Source organism: Bradyrhizobium retamae, assembly GCF_001440415.1.
GTDB lineage: Bacteria > Pseudomonadota > Alphaproteobacteria > Rhizobiales > Xanthobacteraceae > Bradyrhizobium > Bradyrhizobium retamae.
In genome coordinates this window covers 217,554-234,243 of sequence record NZ_LLYA01000159.1, presented here as the reverse complement: position 1 = coordinate 234,243, position 16,690 = coordinate 217,554, and the positions used below count along the sequence as shown (strand labels likewise).

Here is a 16,690-nt window from a genome sequence, read left to right as displayed (position 1 = left end):
GCAGGCTGGCTTCACCCAAATGAGGTAGATGGCGCAGCATCGTTTTTGCAGGGCCGTACGACAATCATCAAAGCTGGAATCCCCATGCGTTTTGCCGCCATTGCTGATGTGCATGGAAATTACCTCGCGCTGGAAGCCGTGCTGGCCGACATCCGCGCGCTAGGCATTGGCGAAATCGTCAATCTCGGCGACATGGCGAGCGGACCGCTCGACGCTCGACGCACCATGGATGCGCTGATGGCGATCGACGCCGTTCATGTACTAGGCAATCATGATCGCTATCTGATCGACCGGCCGCCGGAGAAGATGGGATCATGGGACCGGCCGGCGCACGCGCAGCTCGAACAGCGCCATCTCGATTGGCTGCGCGCGGTGCCGAAGACGGCTGTGTTTCGCGATCGGGCCTTCCTCTGCCATGCAACGCCTGAGCATGACGAGGTCTACTGGCTGGAAACGGTGTTGCCCGACGGCACCGTGCGAATGTCATCGCTGGATGAAATCGAGGAGCGCGCGCGGGGCGTCACGCAGTCCCTGATCCTCTGCGCGCACACCCATCTTGCCCGCGCGGTCAGGCTTCGCGATGACCGATTGATCGTCAACCCCGGCAGCGTCGGCTTGCCCGGCTATCGCGACGTGCATCCCTTTCCGCATGTCGTCGAAGCCGGCACGCCGGATGCGCGCTATGCTATCCTCGAACTTGCTGACGCCGCCTGGCGCGTCACGTTTCGGCATGTGCCGTATGATCACGAGGCGATGGCCGCGCTCGCGCAACGGAACGGTCAGGCCGAGCTCGCCAGCGCGCTAGCGACAGGATGGATCAGGTAGCTCCGAAAGCGGCAACGGTGCAGCCGATGCATGACTACGACGCGGAATACCGCCGCCTGAAGATAACCGGTCACCGGGGGTGGTCAGGACGGGCGCAGAAGCGGAATCTTGCGCGCATGACCGATACGCTCGATCGGCTCGAGCGGGAATTCCTGCCCTCGCCACCGGCGAGAATTCTCGCGCTCGGCTGCGGCAACGGCGTGTCGTGGTCACTGCTGATGGCCGGAAAGGGTTACGAGGTGCACGGCGTCGGCATTTCGGAAACGGCCATCGTCTGGGCAACAGAGCAATTCGCCGAACGCGGGCTTTCCGGCGCTTTTCGGGAAGGCAATGTTTGCGAGATGCCGTTCATTCCCGACGCGTCGTTCGACATCGTGATGGACGGCAGTTGCCTGCATTGTCTGATCGGATGCGATCGAACCCGGTGCCTTCAGGAAGTTCATCGAACCCTTCGATCCGATGGCGTCTTCGTCGTCAGCACCATGTGCGGCTTGCCGAAATCCGACGAGGCCAAGGCGCGCTTCGACCCGGTCAACGGTCAATTGCTGCAGGACGGCTGTGCGTACCGAACGCTGAAGCCGCTGAGGATATTGGTCGCGAGCTGATGGACGCTGGCTTTGAGGAGCGAGAGAGCACGGTCAATGTCAATTCGTGGTGGGACCATGCGACGATGGTCTGTCGCATCGCGGAGACCGCCTAGATCCTCCGGGTGGTTGGGTGGTCGCGAACTCAGCTTACCCCTGACCACCTGCCACCCATAGGATCTACAAGCCCGCGTTATTCAGCGAGGCTGATCGGCAACATCGGATACGCCGACGTGGTTGCGGTAAACCATGTCCCAGCCCTTCCAGCCGGTGAAGAGCAGGATGAGTACGACGATGAGCGATAGGACCAGACCCGTCGGGACAATGGCCGACGTTCCCTCAGTGTAGCGAGAATACCAGTTATAGAGCTCGATCAAGACCGCGATGACATTGCCGCCGGCATGCAGCCAGGCGTCGTTGAGATTGCGGATGCGATCGTCCCCCATCAGGTCGATCACGCCCACGACCGCCGCGAGTGCGGCCATGATCAGGCCTATTCCCAGTAGCCAGAGTGAGGCGTTGGCCCAGAATTCGTTCGAGGTTCTCCAGAATGCGACGTCAGATACGAACGCGAGAACGAAGCAGGCGACCGGAAACGGAATAAGCATGGGATGGATCGGGTGGCCGGCAATTTGCGCCGTGGATTTTGGATTGGTCATGAATGCCTCCTGAATTGGCAATGGGCATTCAACTGCCTGTTGAAACGCGGGTTCCTACGCCCATGCTGCAGAGGATCGAAGTGCGCCCGCAAAAACTCATGGAACGTCCGCTTCGCGACATAGCGCCCGCTTCACTTCAGCAGCCTCATCGGGTCGGCGGCTTTCTGCTTGAGTTGATCGAAGGTGCACTGCCGCGGCGCCTTGTCGGGCCGCCAGCGCAGGATCGAGGTGCCGTGGCGGAATCGCTCGCCGCTGAAATGATCGTAGCAGACCTCGATCACGAGTTTTGGCTTCAGCGGGCACCACTTTGCCGATCGCTCGGTCGACCATCGGCTCGGACCGCCCGGCGCATTGCCGGTGAACCCTGGAGGCGCGATCAGCGGCTCGAGCCGATAGGTCAGCGCTGGCTTATCCGCCTGCTTGATCGCGGAGGTGAATCCGACATGATGCAGAAGCCCCTTGTCGTCATAGAGGCCGAGCAGCAGGGAGCCGACAACCTTCCGGTTCGCGATTCTGTTGGTGGCGTAACGGAAGCCGCCGACGACGCAATCGGCGCTGCGGAACTTCTTGATCTTCTGCATGCCGTCGCGATTGCCGGCCTGATAGGGCAGGTCGATGCGCTTGGCGATCACGCCATCTGAACCGCCGCCGGCTTGCTTCAGCCATTTATGGGCGGTGGTGTAGCTCGTGGTGACCGGCGACAGACGAAATGTCGGGCTGGATTTGAACTGCGCTTTCGCAAACGCTTCCAGCGCCGGCCGGCGTATCCGCAACGGCGATGCGGCGAACTTCTTGTCCGCGGCCGTCTTCAGCAGGTCGAACGCGAGAAACAGCGCCGGCGTCTCCTGCGACAGCTTCTTGACCCGGCTCGCGGCGGGATGAATCCGCTGCAGCAGATCGTCGAATGAAAATGCCTTGCCATGCGGCACGACGATTTCGCCGTCGAGCAGGAAACTGGTCGCCTTCAACGCAAGCGCCGAGCGAACCAGTTCGGGAAAGTAGCGGGCGAGATCCTCGCCGGACTTGGAGCGAAGGTCGACCAGATCTCCCTGGCGCGACAGCAGGCAGCGAAAGCCGTCCCATTTCGGCTCGTATTGCCATTCTGCGCCGCGCGGGATGACATCGACCGAGCGCGCCTCCATTGCCGCCAGCGGGGCGGGGCGCCGGCGAGCCTTTCCAGGTGGCAGGCCGAGGTATTCTTCAACGCGAGACATACCGTCTCAACGCAAACGGCCGGCAATTTGCCGGCCGTCGTCAAAAAATTATTGCCTCTAGACGGCGATCAGACTGCCGCGGTGATCCACTGCTGCAGCTTCGCCTTCGGCGCGGCGCCGACCTGGCGGGAGGCCATCTCGCCGCCTTTGAAGATCATCAGGGTCGGGATCGACATCACGCCGTATTTGGAGGCCGTCTTCGGGCTCTCGTCGACGTTCAGCTTCACGATCTTGACCTTGTCGCCCATGGCGCCGGAAATCTCGTCGAGCGCAGGCGCGATCATGCGGCAGGGGCCGCACCATTCGGCCCAGAAATCGACGACCACCGGCCCGGTCGCCTTGAGCACTTCGGCTTCGAAATCGGCGTCAGAAACCTTGCCAACGGCCATGGGAATTACCTCGTTTGGTTAGAAATTAAGGGGCGCGGTCAAGAATCGCGCCCCGCGTATGATGTGGCAAACCTATGAACGCGACCCTGCCGGGTCAAGCGCGGTCACGCCGAGATGATGGATGCCAGCTCGGCCTCCAGCGCTGGAGCTGAAATCTCCATTAATTCAGAGGTTTCGGTCCAGAGCAGCGCGGCTCGAATCGGCCGCTGGGGATACAGCCTGGCCAACACCGCCCGGTACAGCGCGAGCTGGCGGACATAGCCCCTCGGCGCTTCCTCGGGCCGGCCCGGCGGGGCGTGGTTGGTCTTGAAATCGACGATCAGGACTTCGCGCTCGGTCACCACGAGGCGGTCGATCTGCCCGGACACCAGCGCCGGCCGCCCGCCCGACCGCTCCAGCCGACCGACGATTGAGACTTCGGCGCGGCTTCCGGGGGCGAAAGCGTGCGCAAACCGTGCATCGGCGATCAAGGCGAGCGTGCTTTCGGCCAGTACCTGCCGCTCCTCCTCGGTCCAGCCATCGGCATTGCGGGCCAGATAGGTCAGCGCGGCCTCGCGGCGGCGCTCGGCGGCGACATCAGGCAGCGACTGCAGAAGCCGGTGCACCAATGTGCCGCGCTGCAGGGCGCGGGCACGCTGTGTGAGCGACTCCGCCGTCCGGACCGGGTGGCTGTCGCTGTCAGCGGGGTCCGAAGGCCGCAACAGACTTTCCGGGGAAATTTCGGGCTGTGCTGGCGTCAGCAACCAGTTGGGCAACGCCATCGGCGCCGCCGGGGATGACGCAGCAGCCGGAGCGGCCGAGGGTGCGGACTCCTCGGGCCGCGTATAGCGCTTCACCCGGCCTATGGCGGTCTCGATCTCCTGAAGCTGCAAGGCGGAGCCCGTGAGCCCCTTGGTGATCAGGTCGTACCAGGACAGCGGCCGGACACTCTTCATGTTGCCGGGCATGCAGCCGCCGACGATCAGGCGGTCCGCTGCGCGCGTCATCGCGACATAGAGCAGGCGGCGGTATTCATCCTCGGTATCGTCGATCATCGCGGCGCGGGCGGCAGCGACAGCCGGGGGGTCCTCCGCCTTGCGGCCGGCCCACACCACGACACCGGGCGCGTGCGGATCGGCATTGCCCAGCGGCAAGTTGATGAGCTTCAGCCGCTGCGTATCCGAGGGCGACGTCGTGGTGTCCACCAGGAACACGACGGAAGCTTCCAGGCCCTTGGCGCCGTGCACGGTCATGACGCGGACCTCGTCGCGCGAGATCTCCATGTCGCGCTTCACTTCGAGGTCGGCGGTGCGCAACCAGGCCATGAAACCCTGCAGCGAGGCCGGCGCCTTGCGTTCATAGCTCAGCGCCAGCTCCAGAAACTCATCCAGCGCGTCGTTCGCCTCGTGCCCAAGCCGCCGCAGGATTCGTGCGCGGCCACCATCGCCGCCGAGCAGCCAGGCATAGAACGCAAACGGCGTTTCGCAGGCAAAGCGGCGCTCGCACTGTTCGAGCCGCCACCGCGCATCCCTCAGCCGGCCATCAGCCGCGGCGCGCGCGGTCAATGCGGTGCGCAACGATCCCTTACGCTGCCAAGCGATCTTGAACAGGTCGTCATCGTCGAGCCCGAACAGCGGGCTCTTCAGCGCCACCGCCAGCGCCAGATCATCCTGCGGCAGCAGCAGTGCGTCCGCAAGGTTCATCAGGTCGATGATCGCGATGTGCTCGGTCAGCTTGAGGCGGTCGGCGCCGGCGACCGGGATACCGGCGTGCTTCAGCGCCTGGATCACGGCGTCAAACGCGTTGCCGCGCCGGCGCACCAAGACCAGCATGTCGCCATAGCGCAGCGGGCGGCGGTCGTTTTTGCTGCCGGTCATCGCACCGCTGCCGACCAGCGCCTTGATCTCGGCCTGGATGCGCCGGGCCAGCTTCACTTCGGGGCTGGTCGCGGAGACGCCGTCGAACGGCGCGCGCCAGCCCTCGATATCCTGCCGGTCGTCGGCTTCCGCCAGCTCCCAGAGATCGATCTGGCCCGGACCAGCATCGGCCAGCGCGTGATGGATCGGATTGCCGATATCGACCGCGTGAATGCTGCGGTAGATATCCTGCTCGCGAAACACCTGATCGACCGCGTGAAGGATCTCCGGTCCGGAGCGGAACGAATAGGTGAAGGATACTGGATCGAACTTCAGCCCGGCGCCCTCGAACTTCCGCTGCAAGGCGCGGCGGCGCAGGTCGAATTCGCGCGGGGCCGCGCCCTGGAACGAAAAGATCGACTGTTTCTCGTCGCCGACCGCGAACACCGTTCGCACCACGCCGTCGCGCGCGCCGGCACCCGAAGTGAATTCGGAGATGATGTGCGCGACGATGTCCCATTGTCGCGGACTGGTGTCCTGCGCCTCGTCGATCAGCACATGATCGACGCCGCGATCGAGCTTGTAATGCACCCAGCCCGAGGAAACGCGGTCGAGCATTTCCAGCGTCTTGTCGATCAGATCGTCGTAGTCGAGCAGGCCGCGCTCCTGCTTCTCACGGCGGTAGTTCGCCGCTGCAGCGGTTGCGATATATAGCAGCGCCTCGGTACGGTCGCGTGCCACCAATGCGCGACGACGTTCGATCAGGGGAAGGACGCGACGGGCTTCCGATTCCATCAGCCGGCCAACGGTCGGATTGCTGTCACATAATTTCTTCGTCACCACCGATTTGCGCGACGTGCGCTCGGTGTCGGTGAGGAACAGGGTGAGATACTGGTCGACCTGCGCAGCGTCGCTGAACACCAGCGCGGCGCGCAGCCGCGCTGCCTGATCCTGATCGGATTTGCCGCCGGTTTCAAGCACCAGCGCAATCTCCGGCCATCGCGCGCGCGGCAGATTCCGCCCGTCGATGATCTCACGCTCGACGTCTTCAATGCGATCATTGGGACCGACGCCAAGTGCGGCTGAAATCTGCGCTGCGGCCGCCTGCGCGCTGCCGGCGGCATCCGTCCAGGCCATGAAATGATCGCGGCTGAGACAGGCCTCGCGCACGACGTCCTTGAAGGTAACGTCGGCAGCGCTCGCCATCGCCGTCATCAGCGCGCGCCCGGTCGCGCTGTCAGGGTTGCGCGACGCCTCGAGGAAAACGGCAAGATTGGCACGCTCCATCATCTCGTTCTGGTCGCGCTCGTCGAGCACGGCGAACCGCGCCGGCACATTGGCCTCGAACGGAAACTGCTGCAGCAGCCGCGTGCACAGCGCGTGAATGGTCTGTACCTTGAGCCCGCCCGGCGTCTCCAGCGCGCAGGCGAACAGTTTGCGCGCCGATTTGCGCAGGCGTGCGCTGGGATGGGGAATGCCGGCCTCGCGGATCGCCGCATCCAGCGCGTCATCGTCGAGCGTCACCCAATGGCCCAGCGTGGTGAACACGCGCTCCGCCATGTTGGCGGCGGCGGCTTTCGTGAAGGTGATGCAAAGAATTTTCTCCGGCGGCACGCCATCGAGCAGCAGGCGAATCACTCGCTGAACCAGCACATGCGTCTTGCCCGAGCCGGCGTTTGCCGAAACGAAGGCGGACGCGGCCGGATCTGACGCGCGCGCCTGCGTCGCACGAACGGCGTCGGGAATGATGCGGGCAGCCTTCACCATTCCTCGATCCCCAGCCCGCCGGCCGCCGACCATTCCTTGATCCGGGCGAGATCGTCATAGGCGCCATAGCGGTTCGACCACATCGACAGGTTCAGCGACGTGTAGGCGGTTTCCACGTTCTCGAATTTACGGATCAGCGCCTCGAGCTGCTCACGGGCGTAGTCGGCCGCTTCGTCCGGCCGCTGCGGCGTATCGTTGTTCCTGATCTTCAGTTCCAGCGAGCGCTGTTCGCCGGGCGGATTGTTGCCGCTGAGCCTGACATAGACGAGTTCGCCGACAGATGAGCCGGCGTGGATATTCTCAAACCCGCCCTCGCGCAGGATCGCAGCTTCCAGTGTCAGTTGCGGCGACAGGCCCATCCGCACCTGCTTGCCGGTCGGCGGCTGGCCGGTCTTGTAGTCGAGGATCGCAAAGCTGCCGTCATGGCGCTGCTCGATCCGGTCGGCGCGCGCGGACAGCGTGAAGATGCGCTCGTTGTCGAGCGGAATTTTGATCTCGCCCCTGATCTCGGCGGCAATCTTCTCGATGTCGTCGCGCCGCGCCTTTTCCCATTCCGCAAACCAGGCAGCGATGCGCTGAAACCGCGGCCACCACAGGGCGCGCGCCTCCGGCCGCTCCATCAGCGGGGCGAAATATTTCTCGCCGATGCCGCGCAGCGCCAGCGCGGGCTCTGGCGGAAGCGCGTCAGCGAATTCTTGCGTGAATTCGCCGAGCGCGTCGTGGATCGCCGAGCCGCGGTCGGCCGCCGACAATGGCATGTCGACAGGATCGAGCGGATCGAGGCGCAAGATATATTTCGCGTAGATCGTATAGGGATCGCGCAGCCAGTCCTCGATCGCCGTGACCGACAGCTTGAGCGGCCGCGTCTCGACCGGCGGCTTCGGCGCGGGCTGCTCGATCGGCTTGACCTCGTCGGGTTGATCCAGTTCGGTGGCGAAGCGGACGTAATTTTCTCCGGCACGTTTGGCTTCCTCCCAGCGCGGTTCGCCGGCCACCGCCTCCAATCGGTGCAGAAAGCGCGAGGCAACAGCCGGCGCGCCGCCGACTTTGGCCGAATGGGTGAGAATCACATCTGGCGTGCCTAGCAATTGCGCGAAGTCGTGCGCGGAGAGGCCGATGCGCCGCTCCGGCAGATCGAGGCCGAGTTCATGGCGCATCGGCCGGCTGAGCCACGGATCGACCCGCGGAGCCGGCGGCCACACGCCTTCGACCAGCCCGCCGAGAATAACGCGGTCGGATTCGGTCAGCCGCGCTTCGAGCTGGCCGTAGATCTGGAGCTGCGCGTTGGCGGATTCCGGACGCCGCACCATGCGGTCGGCATAGGCAGTCTGGAACACATCGGGGTAATCGCCGAGCTGAACCATCAGGCCGCTCGGCTTTTGCTCGGCCAGCAGGTCGTCGAACGCCGCTGACAGGGCCGAGCCTTGGGCTTCCTCGAAGACGACCGCAATTCCGTTTTGATCCGAGGACAGCGCGATCAGCGTTTCACGATGGCGCAGCGCCAGTTCGGCGAAATCGTACGGCTTTGATGAGCCCATGATTTCCAGCGGCGACAGCGCCTTCTGCAACGCTGCGATTAGCGCCTGGGCCTGATCGAGTTCGTCATCCCTTATTTTCGCGCGTGGCTCCGAGGCATGAAGCGAGGAGGTTTCCTTGCGCCGGAGTTTTCCGAGCTCAACGCGGAAACGATCGAAGTCGCGCGCCAGGCCGGCCGTTCCTGCCTGTGGCCGGGTGCCGCGCAGCAGCGCCAGTTCGAGGGTCTCGACGGCGTGCTTGAAACCGCCGGAGGCGCCGCCAAGCCGAAACAGCGGATGTTTCAGCAGCGCCAGCAGCGTCGGGGGCTCCAGCCCCTGGGCGGCGGCTTCTGCGGCGAGGCGGGCAAAAATGCCGCTTGGCGTATCCATCAGCGCGTCGCCGCCGGAATCGTCGAATTCGAGATTCCAGCGCCTCAGCGCCGCCATCACCCGACGCGCCAGCGCGCGGTCCGGCGTCACCAGCGCGGCCGATTTACCGAGGTGTCGCGCCTCGCGCATCGCCACCGCAATCGCCAGCGCCTCCATCTCCGAGTTGGGCGCTTCGACGACGGCGAGATTTGCCATACCGGCCGCGATCCTCGCTGACACTTCCGGCTGCGCCAGCCGGTCGTGCCATTGCTCGGTCGCCGTAGACGGCCGCATCGTCTCCGATACCAGTACTTCCCGGCCCTGCTGTGCCGGCGTGCCGAGAATTTCGACGTCGCATCGCTTGATGCCAAAGCGATCCAGCAATCCATGCATCGCGAATTGCGGGTGGTTCGAGGAAGGCTGCATGGTGAATTTGCCCTGCGCGTCTCTGACGCCGCCAATCGTCTGCCAGGCTTCCTCGTCGAGATCAGTGTCGAGCCCCGGCAGCACCACCGCGCCCTGCTTCAGGTGGGCTATGGCAGTTAGGAATTTCGCGGTTGCCGGCATCGAGCCGGTCGAACCTGCCGCGACCACCGGCCCCTCATGATGTGCGGTGAGCCGCGCGGCTTCCGCCTCGATCAGACGGTCGCGCCGTTCGGCAGGTTCGATCCGGCCGATTTCCTTTAAGTGCTCCGGCCATGCCTTGCGCGCGATGCGCAGGAATTCCAGCGAGTGCTGCCAATATTTGTCGAATTGGTCGGGCACCAATTTGTCGAGCGCTTCCCAGGCGACGCCGCGCGTCACCATGTCGTCCATCAGCCGCGCCAGATCGCCGGCCAGCGCCAGCGTCGAGGCCGGGCCGCCGACCACGAGCGGCGCCGACACCGGGCTTTTTGCCCATGCCGCAACCAGATGCGCCAGCGTCAGGCGACGCTCCAGCTCACCAAGTTTAGGCGGAACGTCGAGCGGCGCGACGCCGCTGAATTGTTCGGAACCTTCCGCAAACGCCAGCTCGTCCTCGTCGATGTCGCCAAGCGCTACGATGCGCGGCAGGATCGCGGCATCGGTCTTCAGCTCATCAAGAAAAATCTCCCGCGCCAGCCGCCCGGCGCGCCGGGTCGGCAGATAGAGCGTTGCCGTTGCGAGATTCAGCGGATCTTTGCGCGCCTCGAATCCCTCGACGAGGCGGCCGCCGACCAGCGCCGCGATGACGGTGCGCAGGAACGGTGCGGAGACGGGAACGCTGAAAACGCGCATGGGCTTCCTGATTCGAGATCAGGGGCAATATAGGGAGGAATGAGGGGGAGGTCATGCGGGTGAGGGTGGCGTCCCCGCTACTCACTGCCAAAGCAGTCCGGGCCCCCTCTACTTTGCATGGGCTTGTTTTCGAGGTTTTTGTCTGAGCCCTGCGCCGGACCGTCGAAGAGTATCTGCACTGCCTTCCGGGCACGAATCGCTGATGCTTCGCGCTGACGGCGCATCGGTTCGACCCTGGTCCAGCGTAGGATCAGGCTACACTCTCCAAAAACGCCTCCTCCGCGGCCTGTACCGCGTCGGGGGTTCCGACATGCATCCACACGCCGTCGAGCCTGAGGCCAAACAGTCGCTCCTGCTCGTTGGCGCGGTCGAACATTTTGGTCAGCGAAAACTCGCCTGCCGGCGCGTCGGCAAACAGCGACGGCGACATGATTGCAGCCCCCGCATAGACGAACGGCACCACCTGGTGTTCGCGCCGCTTGCGCAGCGCGCCATCCGGCAGCATGGCGTAGTCGCCGCCGCCGGCATAGCCGATGCTATTCGTGGTCGGCGCCATCAAGAGCAGGATGTCCATGCGATCCGGATCGAAGGTTTCGGCAAGCCGCGTCAGATTGGGCCGCACGCCGTCGATCCACATCGTGTCGGCGTTGACGTGAAAGAACGGCTCCTCGCCGAGCAGCGGCAGCGCCTTGACCACTGCGCCACCGGTGCCGAGCACCTGGTCGCGTTCGTCGGAAATGATGATGCGGGGCTGGGTACGGTTCGCGGTGTGCTGGATGATCTGGTCAGGCAAGTAATGCACATTGACCACGGCCTCGCCGACGCCGGCGCCGGCTAGCTTGTCGAGTACGTGATCAAGCAACGGTTGGCCGGCCACACTCACCAGCGGCTTCGGCATATGGTCGGTCAGTGGGCGCATGCGTAAACCGAGACCGGCAGCAAGGACCATGGCTTTGGTGGGCGTAACGGACATTTTGGAGTTTTCTCGAACCATCAAATCGCGCCGCGGATCATACCACGGCGACTAGCTTGAACCCAGTAACCATGAGGCCTTAGTGGCCGCACATGACGGCCGTACGACGGCCGCCGGCGCTTGCCCAACTTCAGGCTTCGGCGTCCTCGGCCCCGCGCTTGGCCATTTTCTTCTTCTTGTCGCCCTGCTTCAGGAAATTGACGCCGATCTGATCGCCATTGACCCAGGCCAGCTCGCAGCGCCGATAGGCCAATCCCGTCGACGACAACAGCAGGAAGAATTCCTTCAGATGCAGGCCCTCGACCGAGCCTTCGACCGTCAGCTTGGCGCCGGTCTCGGAGACGTCTTCCATCACGCAATCACGCCGCCAGGTGCCGTCGATTCCCATCATGTGCGCCGCAAAGCCGCGCTCGAATACGACTCGATCTCCCTTGCGCCGTTCCGCCGCCGCCATGGCCGTCCTTCCGTTTCAGAAAATGCTGGTCCACGCCTGCGCAGCGTGCCGGTTCCAGATTAAATGCGGGGTGGCTAACAGGAGGTAAATCAGGACAGCGGCGGTGGCACGTTGGCGGCATACCATTCGCGAAACGCCGCCAGCGCGGGATGCGCCAGCGAGCGGTTCAGATAGGTCCAGATGCGGGGCTGGTGGCGCAGATATTGCGGTTTGCCGTCGCGCCCGTTGAGCCGGGCGAAGGTACCGAGCAGGCGCGTATTGCGCTGCGCCGACATGATGGCATAGAGCTCGGCAAAGCTGGCCGGATCGAACTGGCCATCTGCCGCGCGGCGCGCCTTGATGTAGCGCGTCAAGAGCGACAACTCGAGCGGTTCGGGGACGTCGATCCGCGCGTCCTGCAGCAGGGATACCAAGTCGTAGGCGGCAGGGCCCAATGCCGCGTCCTGGAAGTCGATGACGCCGACACGCAAAATCCCGGTGCGGTCGTCGAGCCAGATGATGTTGGGCGAATGAAAATCACGCAGCACCCAGGTTCGCGGTGCAGCCGCCGGCTTTTCCAACAGCGTTCGCCACATCGCGACGAATTCGTCGCGTTGTTGCGGACTGACTTCAGCGCCGCGAACCGGCAGATACCATTCGAGCATCAGCCCGATCTCGACCAGCCATGCATCGATATCGTAGAGCGGAATTTCGTAGGAGCCCTGCGGCCCGAGCGGCGCGGTTTCGGGCAGGGTTTCGCGGTGTAATGCCGCGAGCATGTCGGTTGCTGCCTCATAGCGCTCGGCGATCGGCCGCGGCGGGTCGCCCTCGACGATGCCGGCACTGCCGAAATCCTCGGTGATCAGAAAACCGGAATCGAGATCGGCGTGGCGGATCGCGGGCGCCGAGAAGCCGTGCGCGCGCAGGCCATTGTCGATGGCGACGAACGGCTTGACATCCTCGGCGAGATGAACGGCCGCGCTGTAAGATTTTCCGGCATAGATCGCCGGTCCATCCGGACGGCGCGGCGAATTCATCAGGATGGATGTGCCGTCGTCGCCGATCAGGCGCGCATAGGAGCGCGTCGAGGCGTCGCCGGGCATGCGCTCGCGCGCTGCATCCAGGAAGCCCGCCTCCGTGAGAAATTTGCGCAAGCTGCTTAGTCGCGCCACCTGCGCCGCCGCCTTGCCATAGCCGGTGATTTCGGCGGCACGCGCGCTCGATCCGAGCGCGGGACGATGGCTGAAGGCGATGTCGATGCGATCTTCGGGCAGTGCGTCGGATGCGCGCTCCGGCCACTCGATCAGCGCCAGCGTGCCCTCCGGCAGCGGCGACAAGCCGATTTCCTCCAGCTCGCTCGAATCGTTGATGCGGTAGAGATCGGCGTGGACAATCGGAAACGGCAGTTCGTAGCTCTGGGCCAGCGTGAATGTCGGGCTCGGCACTTCGAGCGCGGGATCGTCGGCGAGATAGCGGATCATGGCGCGCGCCGCCGCGGTCTTTCCCGCGCCGAGATCGCCCGAGAGCGTGATGACGTCGCCGGGGCCGACCAGCAGCGCAACGTCGGCCATCAGATGCGCCGTTGCCGCCTCGTTCGCCAACGCCACTGTAAATGTCGCAGGCGCAGTCATTCGGCAGCGTTTCGGTGGGCGTTCTGGTCGATCGGGAAATCGCAGGTGACGGTCGTGCCTCTGCCGACGACCGAGTCGACGCGCACCTTGCCGCCATGCAGTTCGACGAACGAGCGTACCAGTGACAGGCCGAGGCCGGCGCCACGGTGGCGCGAGCCGTGGGAGTGGCTCTCGAACCAGTCGAATACCTTGTCCTTCACCTCGGCGGGAATGCCGGGGCCGGAATCGGAGACGGTGAAGATCACGCGATGCTCGGTTCGCCGCGCGCTGATCGTGACCGCGGCATCGTGCGGCGAGAACCCCACCGCGTTGGCGAGCAGGTTATAGAGCACTTGCACCACGCGCCGCTCGTCGCCGGTGAAGTTGCCGATCTCGGGATCGATATCGACCTTGAGCTCGATGCGGTCGGTCGCCAGCCGGTCCTGGATGCCTTCGGCGGCGGCCTGAATGGCTTTTTCAATATTGACCGGGCCGAGCTCGAGCTTCATGGCGCCGGCATCGATGGTGGCGAGATCGAGGATGTTGTTGGTGAGCGCGAGCAGCGCGTTGGTCGACTTGGTGACGTAGTCGAGATACTCGGCCTGCTTTGGCGTCAGCGGGCCGGTCGAGGGATCGCTGAGGAAATGTGCGAAGCCGATGATGGTGGTCAGCGGTGCGCGCAGCTCGTAGGACACGTGGTGGACGAAATCCACCTTCATCTGGTCGGCGGCTTCCAGCGCCTCGTTGCGCTCGCGCAGCGCGCGCTCGACGTTCTCGGTGTCGCTGATGTCCTGGAATGTCAGAAGGGTCGCGCCGTCGGGCAGCGGCATGGTCATGCAATCCAGCACGCTGCCGTCCTTGCGTTCGAGTTTCTGCGCCACCTGCGCCCGGTTCTCGATCGCGGTGATGGCCTCGCGCAGCGCCCGCCAGGTCAACGCATCGTCGAACAGCGGCTTGCACCACGCTTCCACGGTCTCGATATGGGGCTGCTCTTTGAGCGATTCCGCCGAGAGCTTCCACATTTTCAGGAAAGCGGGATTGAACAGTTCCACGCGGCCGTTACTGCCGAACACCGCGACCGCTTCAGCCAGATTGTCGAGCGTTTCATGCTGGACCCGGGTCAGCCGGTCGTAGCGGCGTGCGAGATCCAGGCTTTCGGTGACATTGTCGAACAGATAGGTGACGCCGCCTTCGAGATTTGGCGTGGTGACGACGCTGACGGCGCGGCCGTCGGGCAGAAACCAGGTGTAGTTCTCCGGCTCGACGGCGCGGTAGGCTTCGTGGAGCTTGGCCTTCCAGGCGCGGAAATCCGGTTGCTCGGGCAGTTTGCGCGCCGCGCGCAGCCGGTCGAGCACGCTTGAATCGTCGGGGTTGGAATCGAGGAAGGCTTGATCGAGCCCCCACAGCCGCCGGTAGGATTCGTTGTAGAAGGCAAGCCGCCGCTGGCCATCGAATACGGCGACCCCCGACGACAACTGGTCGAGGGTGCGGCGATGGGCTTCCGCCATCCGCTCCATGGCGTCGCGCAACTGGGTCGCCTCGCTGGCGTCGATGGCGATGCCGGCGCTGCCGCCGCCGAGCTTGAGCGCCTGAACGTCATAGGTGCGTCGCTCGCCGCCGACCACGATCGGCAGCCGCGCGGCGTAGGTGGAATTGTAGTTCAGCACCCGACCCATCTCGGAACGCTGGTCGTTCTCCAGCAGCTCGAGGTTGCGGTAGATCGTGTCCGCGACGCTTGCGCCTTCGGTGGCCCGCACATAGGCGGTGTTCGCGTAACGCAGATTGCCCTCGGCGCTCTTGGCCCAGATCGGCCAGGGCGCCGCGGCTGCGAAGTCGCGCAACAATTCGGTCTCCTCCAAAAGCGTCCTGTAGCGGAGATTGGCTTCGGCGAGTTCACGGCGCAAGCCGCCAAGTTCGCGAATCCGCACAATGGCTTGCCCCCCAATGGCGCGGCCCATCGCTTCGATGGAGCGGCCGTTCGAGGTGGAGAGGTTGAGCAGAAAGCCTTCGCCGGCCTCGCGCAGCGCGTCGACCGCACGGTCCATCCGCAGCGCCGGTTCCGGCGGCAGCCAGGTTCCAAAGGCAAGAACGCGTTGCGGCGAATTCGACAGTGCGTCCTGCGAGATCAGAAGCGAAGTGTCGCCGCTGATCTGGGGCCGGTTGTCCCCCGCGGCCCAGGCGATCAGGATCTGGGGCTCGGCGAACAACAGCGCGCGCAGCCGGTCGGCTTGCACCTGCAGATCGGCGATGTCGGAGCGGAGGTCGAGTTCGATCCGGGTGGCCCGAATGCGCGTGCGCATCAGCAGGATTGCGGCCACCACGGTAAAGCCGAGCAGCGATAGCGCCGTCGTCAGCACCGCGAATTCCTGGTGATTGAGGTCGAACAAGGCGGAAATCGCCTGCGTGATGGTCAATTCGTTGGCCAACGCGGGCTCCGGCAGTGCGGAGAGAGCGGTGGCGAGCGCAATCACGCCGTGGCGCGCCAGTGAGGTGCACGACAGCAGGGTTCGACGCATCGCAGCGACTACGCCCGACATTATTTGCCCCAAGAACGCATGACTGCAGGCACCACCCCCAGCGCATAATCCGCCAAAATGTGAGCGGTTTGCGTTGAGATTATGCGCCGACTAAGGATTGAGCGCGCCCGGACACAAAACCGGACCCCACTTTTGCTGGTCGCGCTCTACACGAATCGGGTCGAGAGTAGCCCCTTCGGAAGTCGACCGGTAAGAGTCCAGACCGTGAACGCAAAACGGCCTGTGAAAAAATCAAGGCGGCAGCGTTCCGAACCGTTCAAAACGGAACGATTCAGCGGCCGGTCGAGCCAAAACCGCCACTGCCACGGCCGGTTGCCGTCAGCGAAGTGACGGGAACCAGTTCCGCTTGCACCACAGGCGCGATCACCATCTGCGCGATGCGCTCCCCGCGCTTGATTGGGAAGGGCATATCGCCGTGGTTGATCAGGAGCACGTTGATCTCGCCGCGGTAATCGGCATCCACCGTGCCGGGCGAGTTCAGCACCGTGACGCCGTGTTTGGCGGCAAGCCCGGAGCGCGGCCGCACCTGCGCCTCATATCCGGAAGGCAGCGCGATCGTGAGCGCGGTCGGCACCATCGCGAATTTTCCGGGCGAGAGAATCAGCGGCGTATCCGCCGGCACGGCCGCGAGCAGGTCGAGCCCGGCGGCATCGGCGCTCTGATAGGCCGGCAGGGCGAGGCCTTCGCCATGCGGCAATTGGCAGACGTCGACCTTCACCATCAC

At 64.4% G+C, this 16,690-nt stretch carries 11 protein-coding genes and 1 pseudogene; 2 read left to right on the top strand and 10 right to left on the bottom strand.

Annotation, left to right across the window (positions count from 1 at the left end):
- Positions 1–84 precede the first annotated feature (84 nt).
- On the top strand, positions 85–825 hold the full coding sequence (locus CQ13_RS21205; RefSeq protein ID WP_057844768.1) for a metallophosphoesterase family protein: 741 nt from the start codon (positions 85–87) through the stop codon (positions 823–825).
- Entirely contained in the window at positions 813–1,430 is a 618-nt protein-coding gene (locus CQ13_RS21200) for a class I SAM-dependent methyltransferase (RefSeq protein ID WP_057844767.1), read from the top strand. Before CQ13_RS21205 ends, CQ13_RS21200 begins: the two co-directional genes overlap by 13 nt.
- A 176-nt stretch (positions 1,431–1,606) precedes the next feature.
- Here the strand turns inward: CQ13_RS21200 and CQ13_RS21195 are convergent, their stop codons facing one another.
- The 10 genes and pseudogenes from CQ13_RS21195 to dut all read right to left on the bottom strand — a co-directional run bounded on the left by CQ13_RS21195 (position 1,607) and on the right by dut (position 16,687).
- On the bottom strand, positions 1,607–2,068 hold the full coding sequence (locus tag CQ13_RS21195) for a DUF2231 domain-containing protein (protein ID WP_057844766.1): 462 nt from the start codon (positions 2,066–2,068) through the stop codon (positions 1,607–1,609).
- Positions 2,069–2,199: 131 nt separating this feature from the next.
- A complete protein-coding gene (locus CQ13_RS21190; protein WP_283807514.1) occupies positions 2,200–3,282 on the bottom strand; it encodes an ATP-dependent DNA ligase in 1,083 nt (360 codons plus the stop codon).
- A 68-nt stretch (positions 3,283–3,350) separates the two neighbouring features.
- Positions 3,351–3,671, bottom strand: coding sequence for a thioredoxin (gene trxA / locus CQ13_RS21185; RefSeq protein WP_016847387.1), 321 nt, complete (start codon positions 3,669–3,671; stop codon positions 3,351–3,353).
- Positions 3,672–3,743: 72 nt separating this feature from the next.
- Positions 3,744–7,273: pseudogene (addA, locus tag CQ13_RS21180) on the bottom strand (double-strand break repair helicase AddA).
- Positions 7,267–10,413, bottom strand: a complete 3,147-nt coding sequence (gene addB / locus CQ13_RS21175; RefSeq protein WP_057844764.1) for a double-strand break repair protein AddB — start codon at positions 10,411–10,413, stop codon at positions 7,267–7,269. Before addB ends, addA begins: the two are co-directional and overlap by 7 nt.
- A gap of 250 nt (positions 10,414–10,663) precedes the next feature.
- The gene (locus tag CQ13_RS21170) at positions 10,664–11,386 is read right to left on the bottom strand and encodes a nucleotidyltransferase family protein (RefSeq protein WP_057844763.1); all 723 of its coding nucleotides are present in this window, start codon (positions 11,384–11,386) and stop codon (positions 10,664–10,666) included.
- Between the two features lie 130 nt (positions 11,387–11,516).
- A complete protein-coding gene (locus CQ13_RS21165; RefSeq protein ID WP_057844762.1) occupies positions 11,517–11,840 on the bottom strand; it encodes a PilZ domain-containing protein in 324 nt (107 codons plus the stop codon).
- Between the two features lie 89 nt (positions 11,841–11,929).
- On the bottom strand, positions 11,930–13,450 hold the full coding sequence (gene tsaE / locus CQ13_RS21160) for a tRNA (adenosine(37)-N6)-threonylcarbamoyltransferase complex ATPase subunit type 1 TsaE (RefSeq protein WP_057844761.1): 1,521 nt from the start codon (positions 13,448–13,450) through the stop codon (positions 11,930–11,932).
- A complete protein-coding gene (locus tag CQ13_RS21155) occupies positions 13,447–15,966 on the bottom strand; it encodes a PAS domain-containing sensor histidine kinase (RefSeq protein ID WP_057844760.1) in 2,520 nt (839 codons plus the stop codon). The genes tsaE and CQ13_RS21155 overlap by 4 nt, the downstream gene beginning before the upstream one ends.
- Positions 15,967–16,237: 271 nt before the next feature.
- Positions 16,238–16,687 carry a dUTP diphosphatase gene (dut, locus tag CQ13_RS21150; RefSeq protein ID WP_430649705.1) on the bottom strand — a complete coding sequence of 150 codons (450 nt, stop codon included), beginning with the start codon at positions 16,685–16,687 and terminating at the stop codon, positions 16,238–16,240.
- Between the last annotated feature and the right edge of the window lie 3 nt (positions 16,688–16,690).

What these genes read in the sequence shown, in the direction of transcription:
- CQ13_RS21165 (WP_057844762.1), bottom strand. Translation starts at nt 11,840, where the DNA reads ATGGCGGCGGCGGAACGGCGCAAGGGAGATCGAGTCGTATTCGAGCGC.
- CQ13_RS21190 (WP_283807514.1), bottom strand. Translation starts at nt 3,282, where the DNA reads ATGTCTCGCGTTGAAGAATACCTCGGCCTGCCACCTGGAAAGGCTCGC.
- CQ13_RS21200 (WP_057844767.1), top strand. Translation starts at nt 813, where the DNA reads ATGGATCAGGTAGCTCCGAAAGCGGCAACGGTGCAGCCGATGCATGAC.
- tsaE (WP_057844761.1), bottom strand. Translation starts at nt 13,450, where the DNA reads ATGACTGCGCCTGCGACATTTACAGTGGCGTTGGCGAACGAGGCGGCA.
- trxA (WP_016847387.1), bottom strand. Translation starts at nt 3,671, where the DNA reads ATGGCCGTTGGCAAGGTTTCTGACGCCGATTTCGAAGCCGAAGTGCTC.
- addB (WP_057844764.1), bottom strand. Translation starts at nt 10,413, where the DNA reads ATGCGCGTTTTCAGCGTTCCCGTCTCCGCACCGTTCCTGCGCACCGTC.
- dut (WP_430649705.1), bottom strand. Translation starts at nt 16,687, where the DNA reads ATGGTGAAGGTCGACGTCTGCCAATTGCCGCATGGCGAAGGCCTCGCC.
- CQ13_RS21195 (WP_057844766.1), bottom strand. Translation starts at nt 2,068, where the DNA reads ATGACCAATCCAAAATCCACGGCGCAAATTGCCGGCCACCCGATCCAT.
- CQ13_RS21155 (WP_057844760.1), bottom strand. Translation starts at nt 15,966, where the DNA reads ATGTCGGGCGTAGTCGCTGCGATGCGTCGAACCCTGCTGTCGTGCACC.
- CQ13_RS21205 (WP_057844768.1), top strand. Translation starts at nt 85, where the DNA reads ATGCGTTTTGCCGCCATTGCTGATGTGCATGGAAATTACCTCGCGCTG.
- CQ13_RS21170 (WP_057844763.1), bottom strand. Translation starts at nt 11,386, where the DNA reads ATGTCCGTTACGCCCACCAAAGCCATGGTCCTTGCTGCCGGTCTCGGT.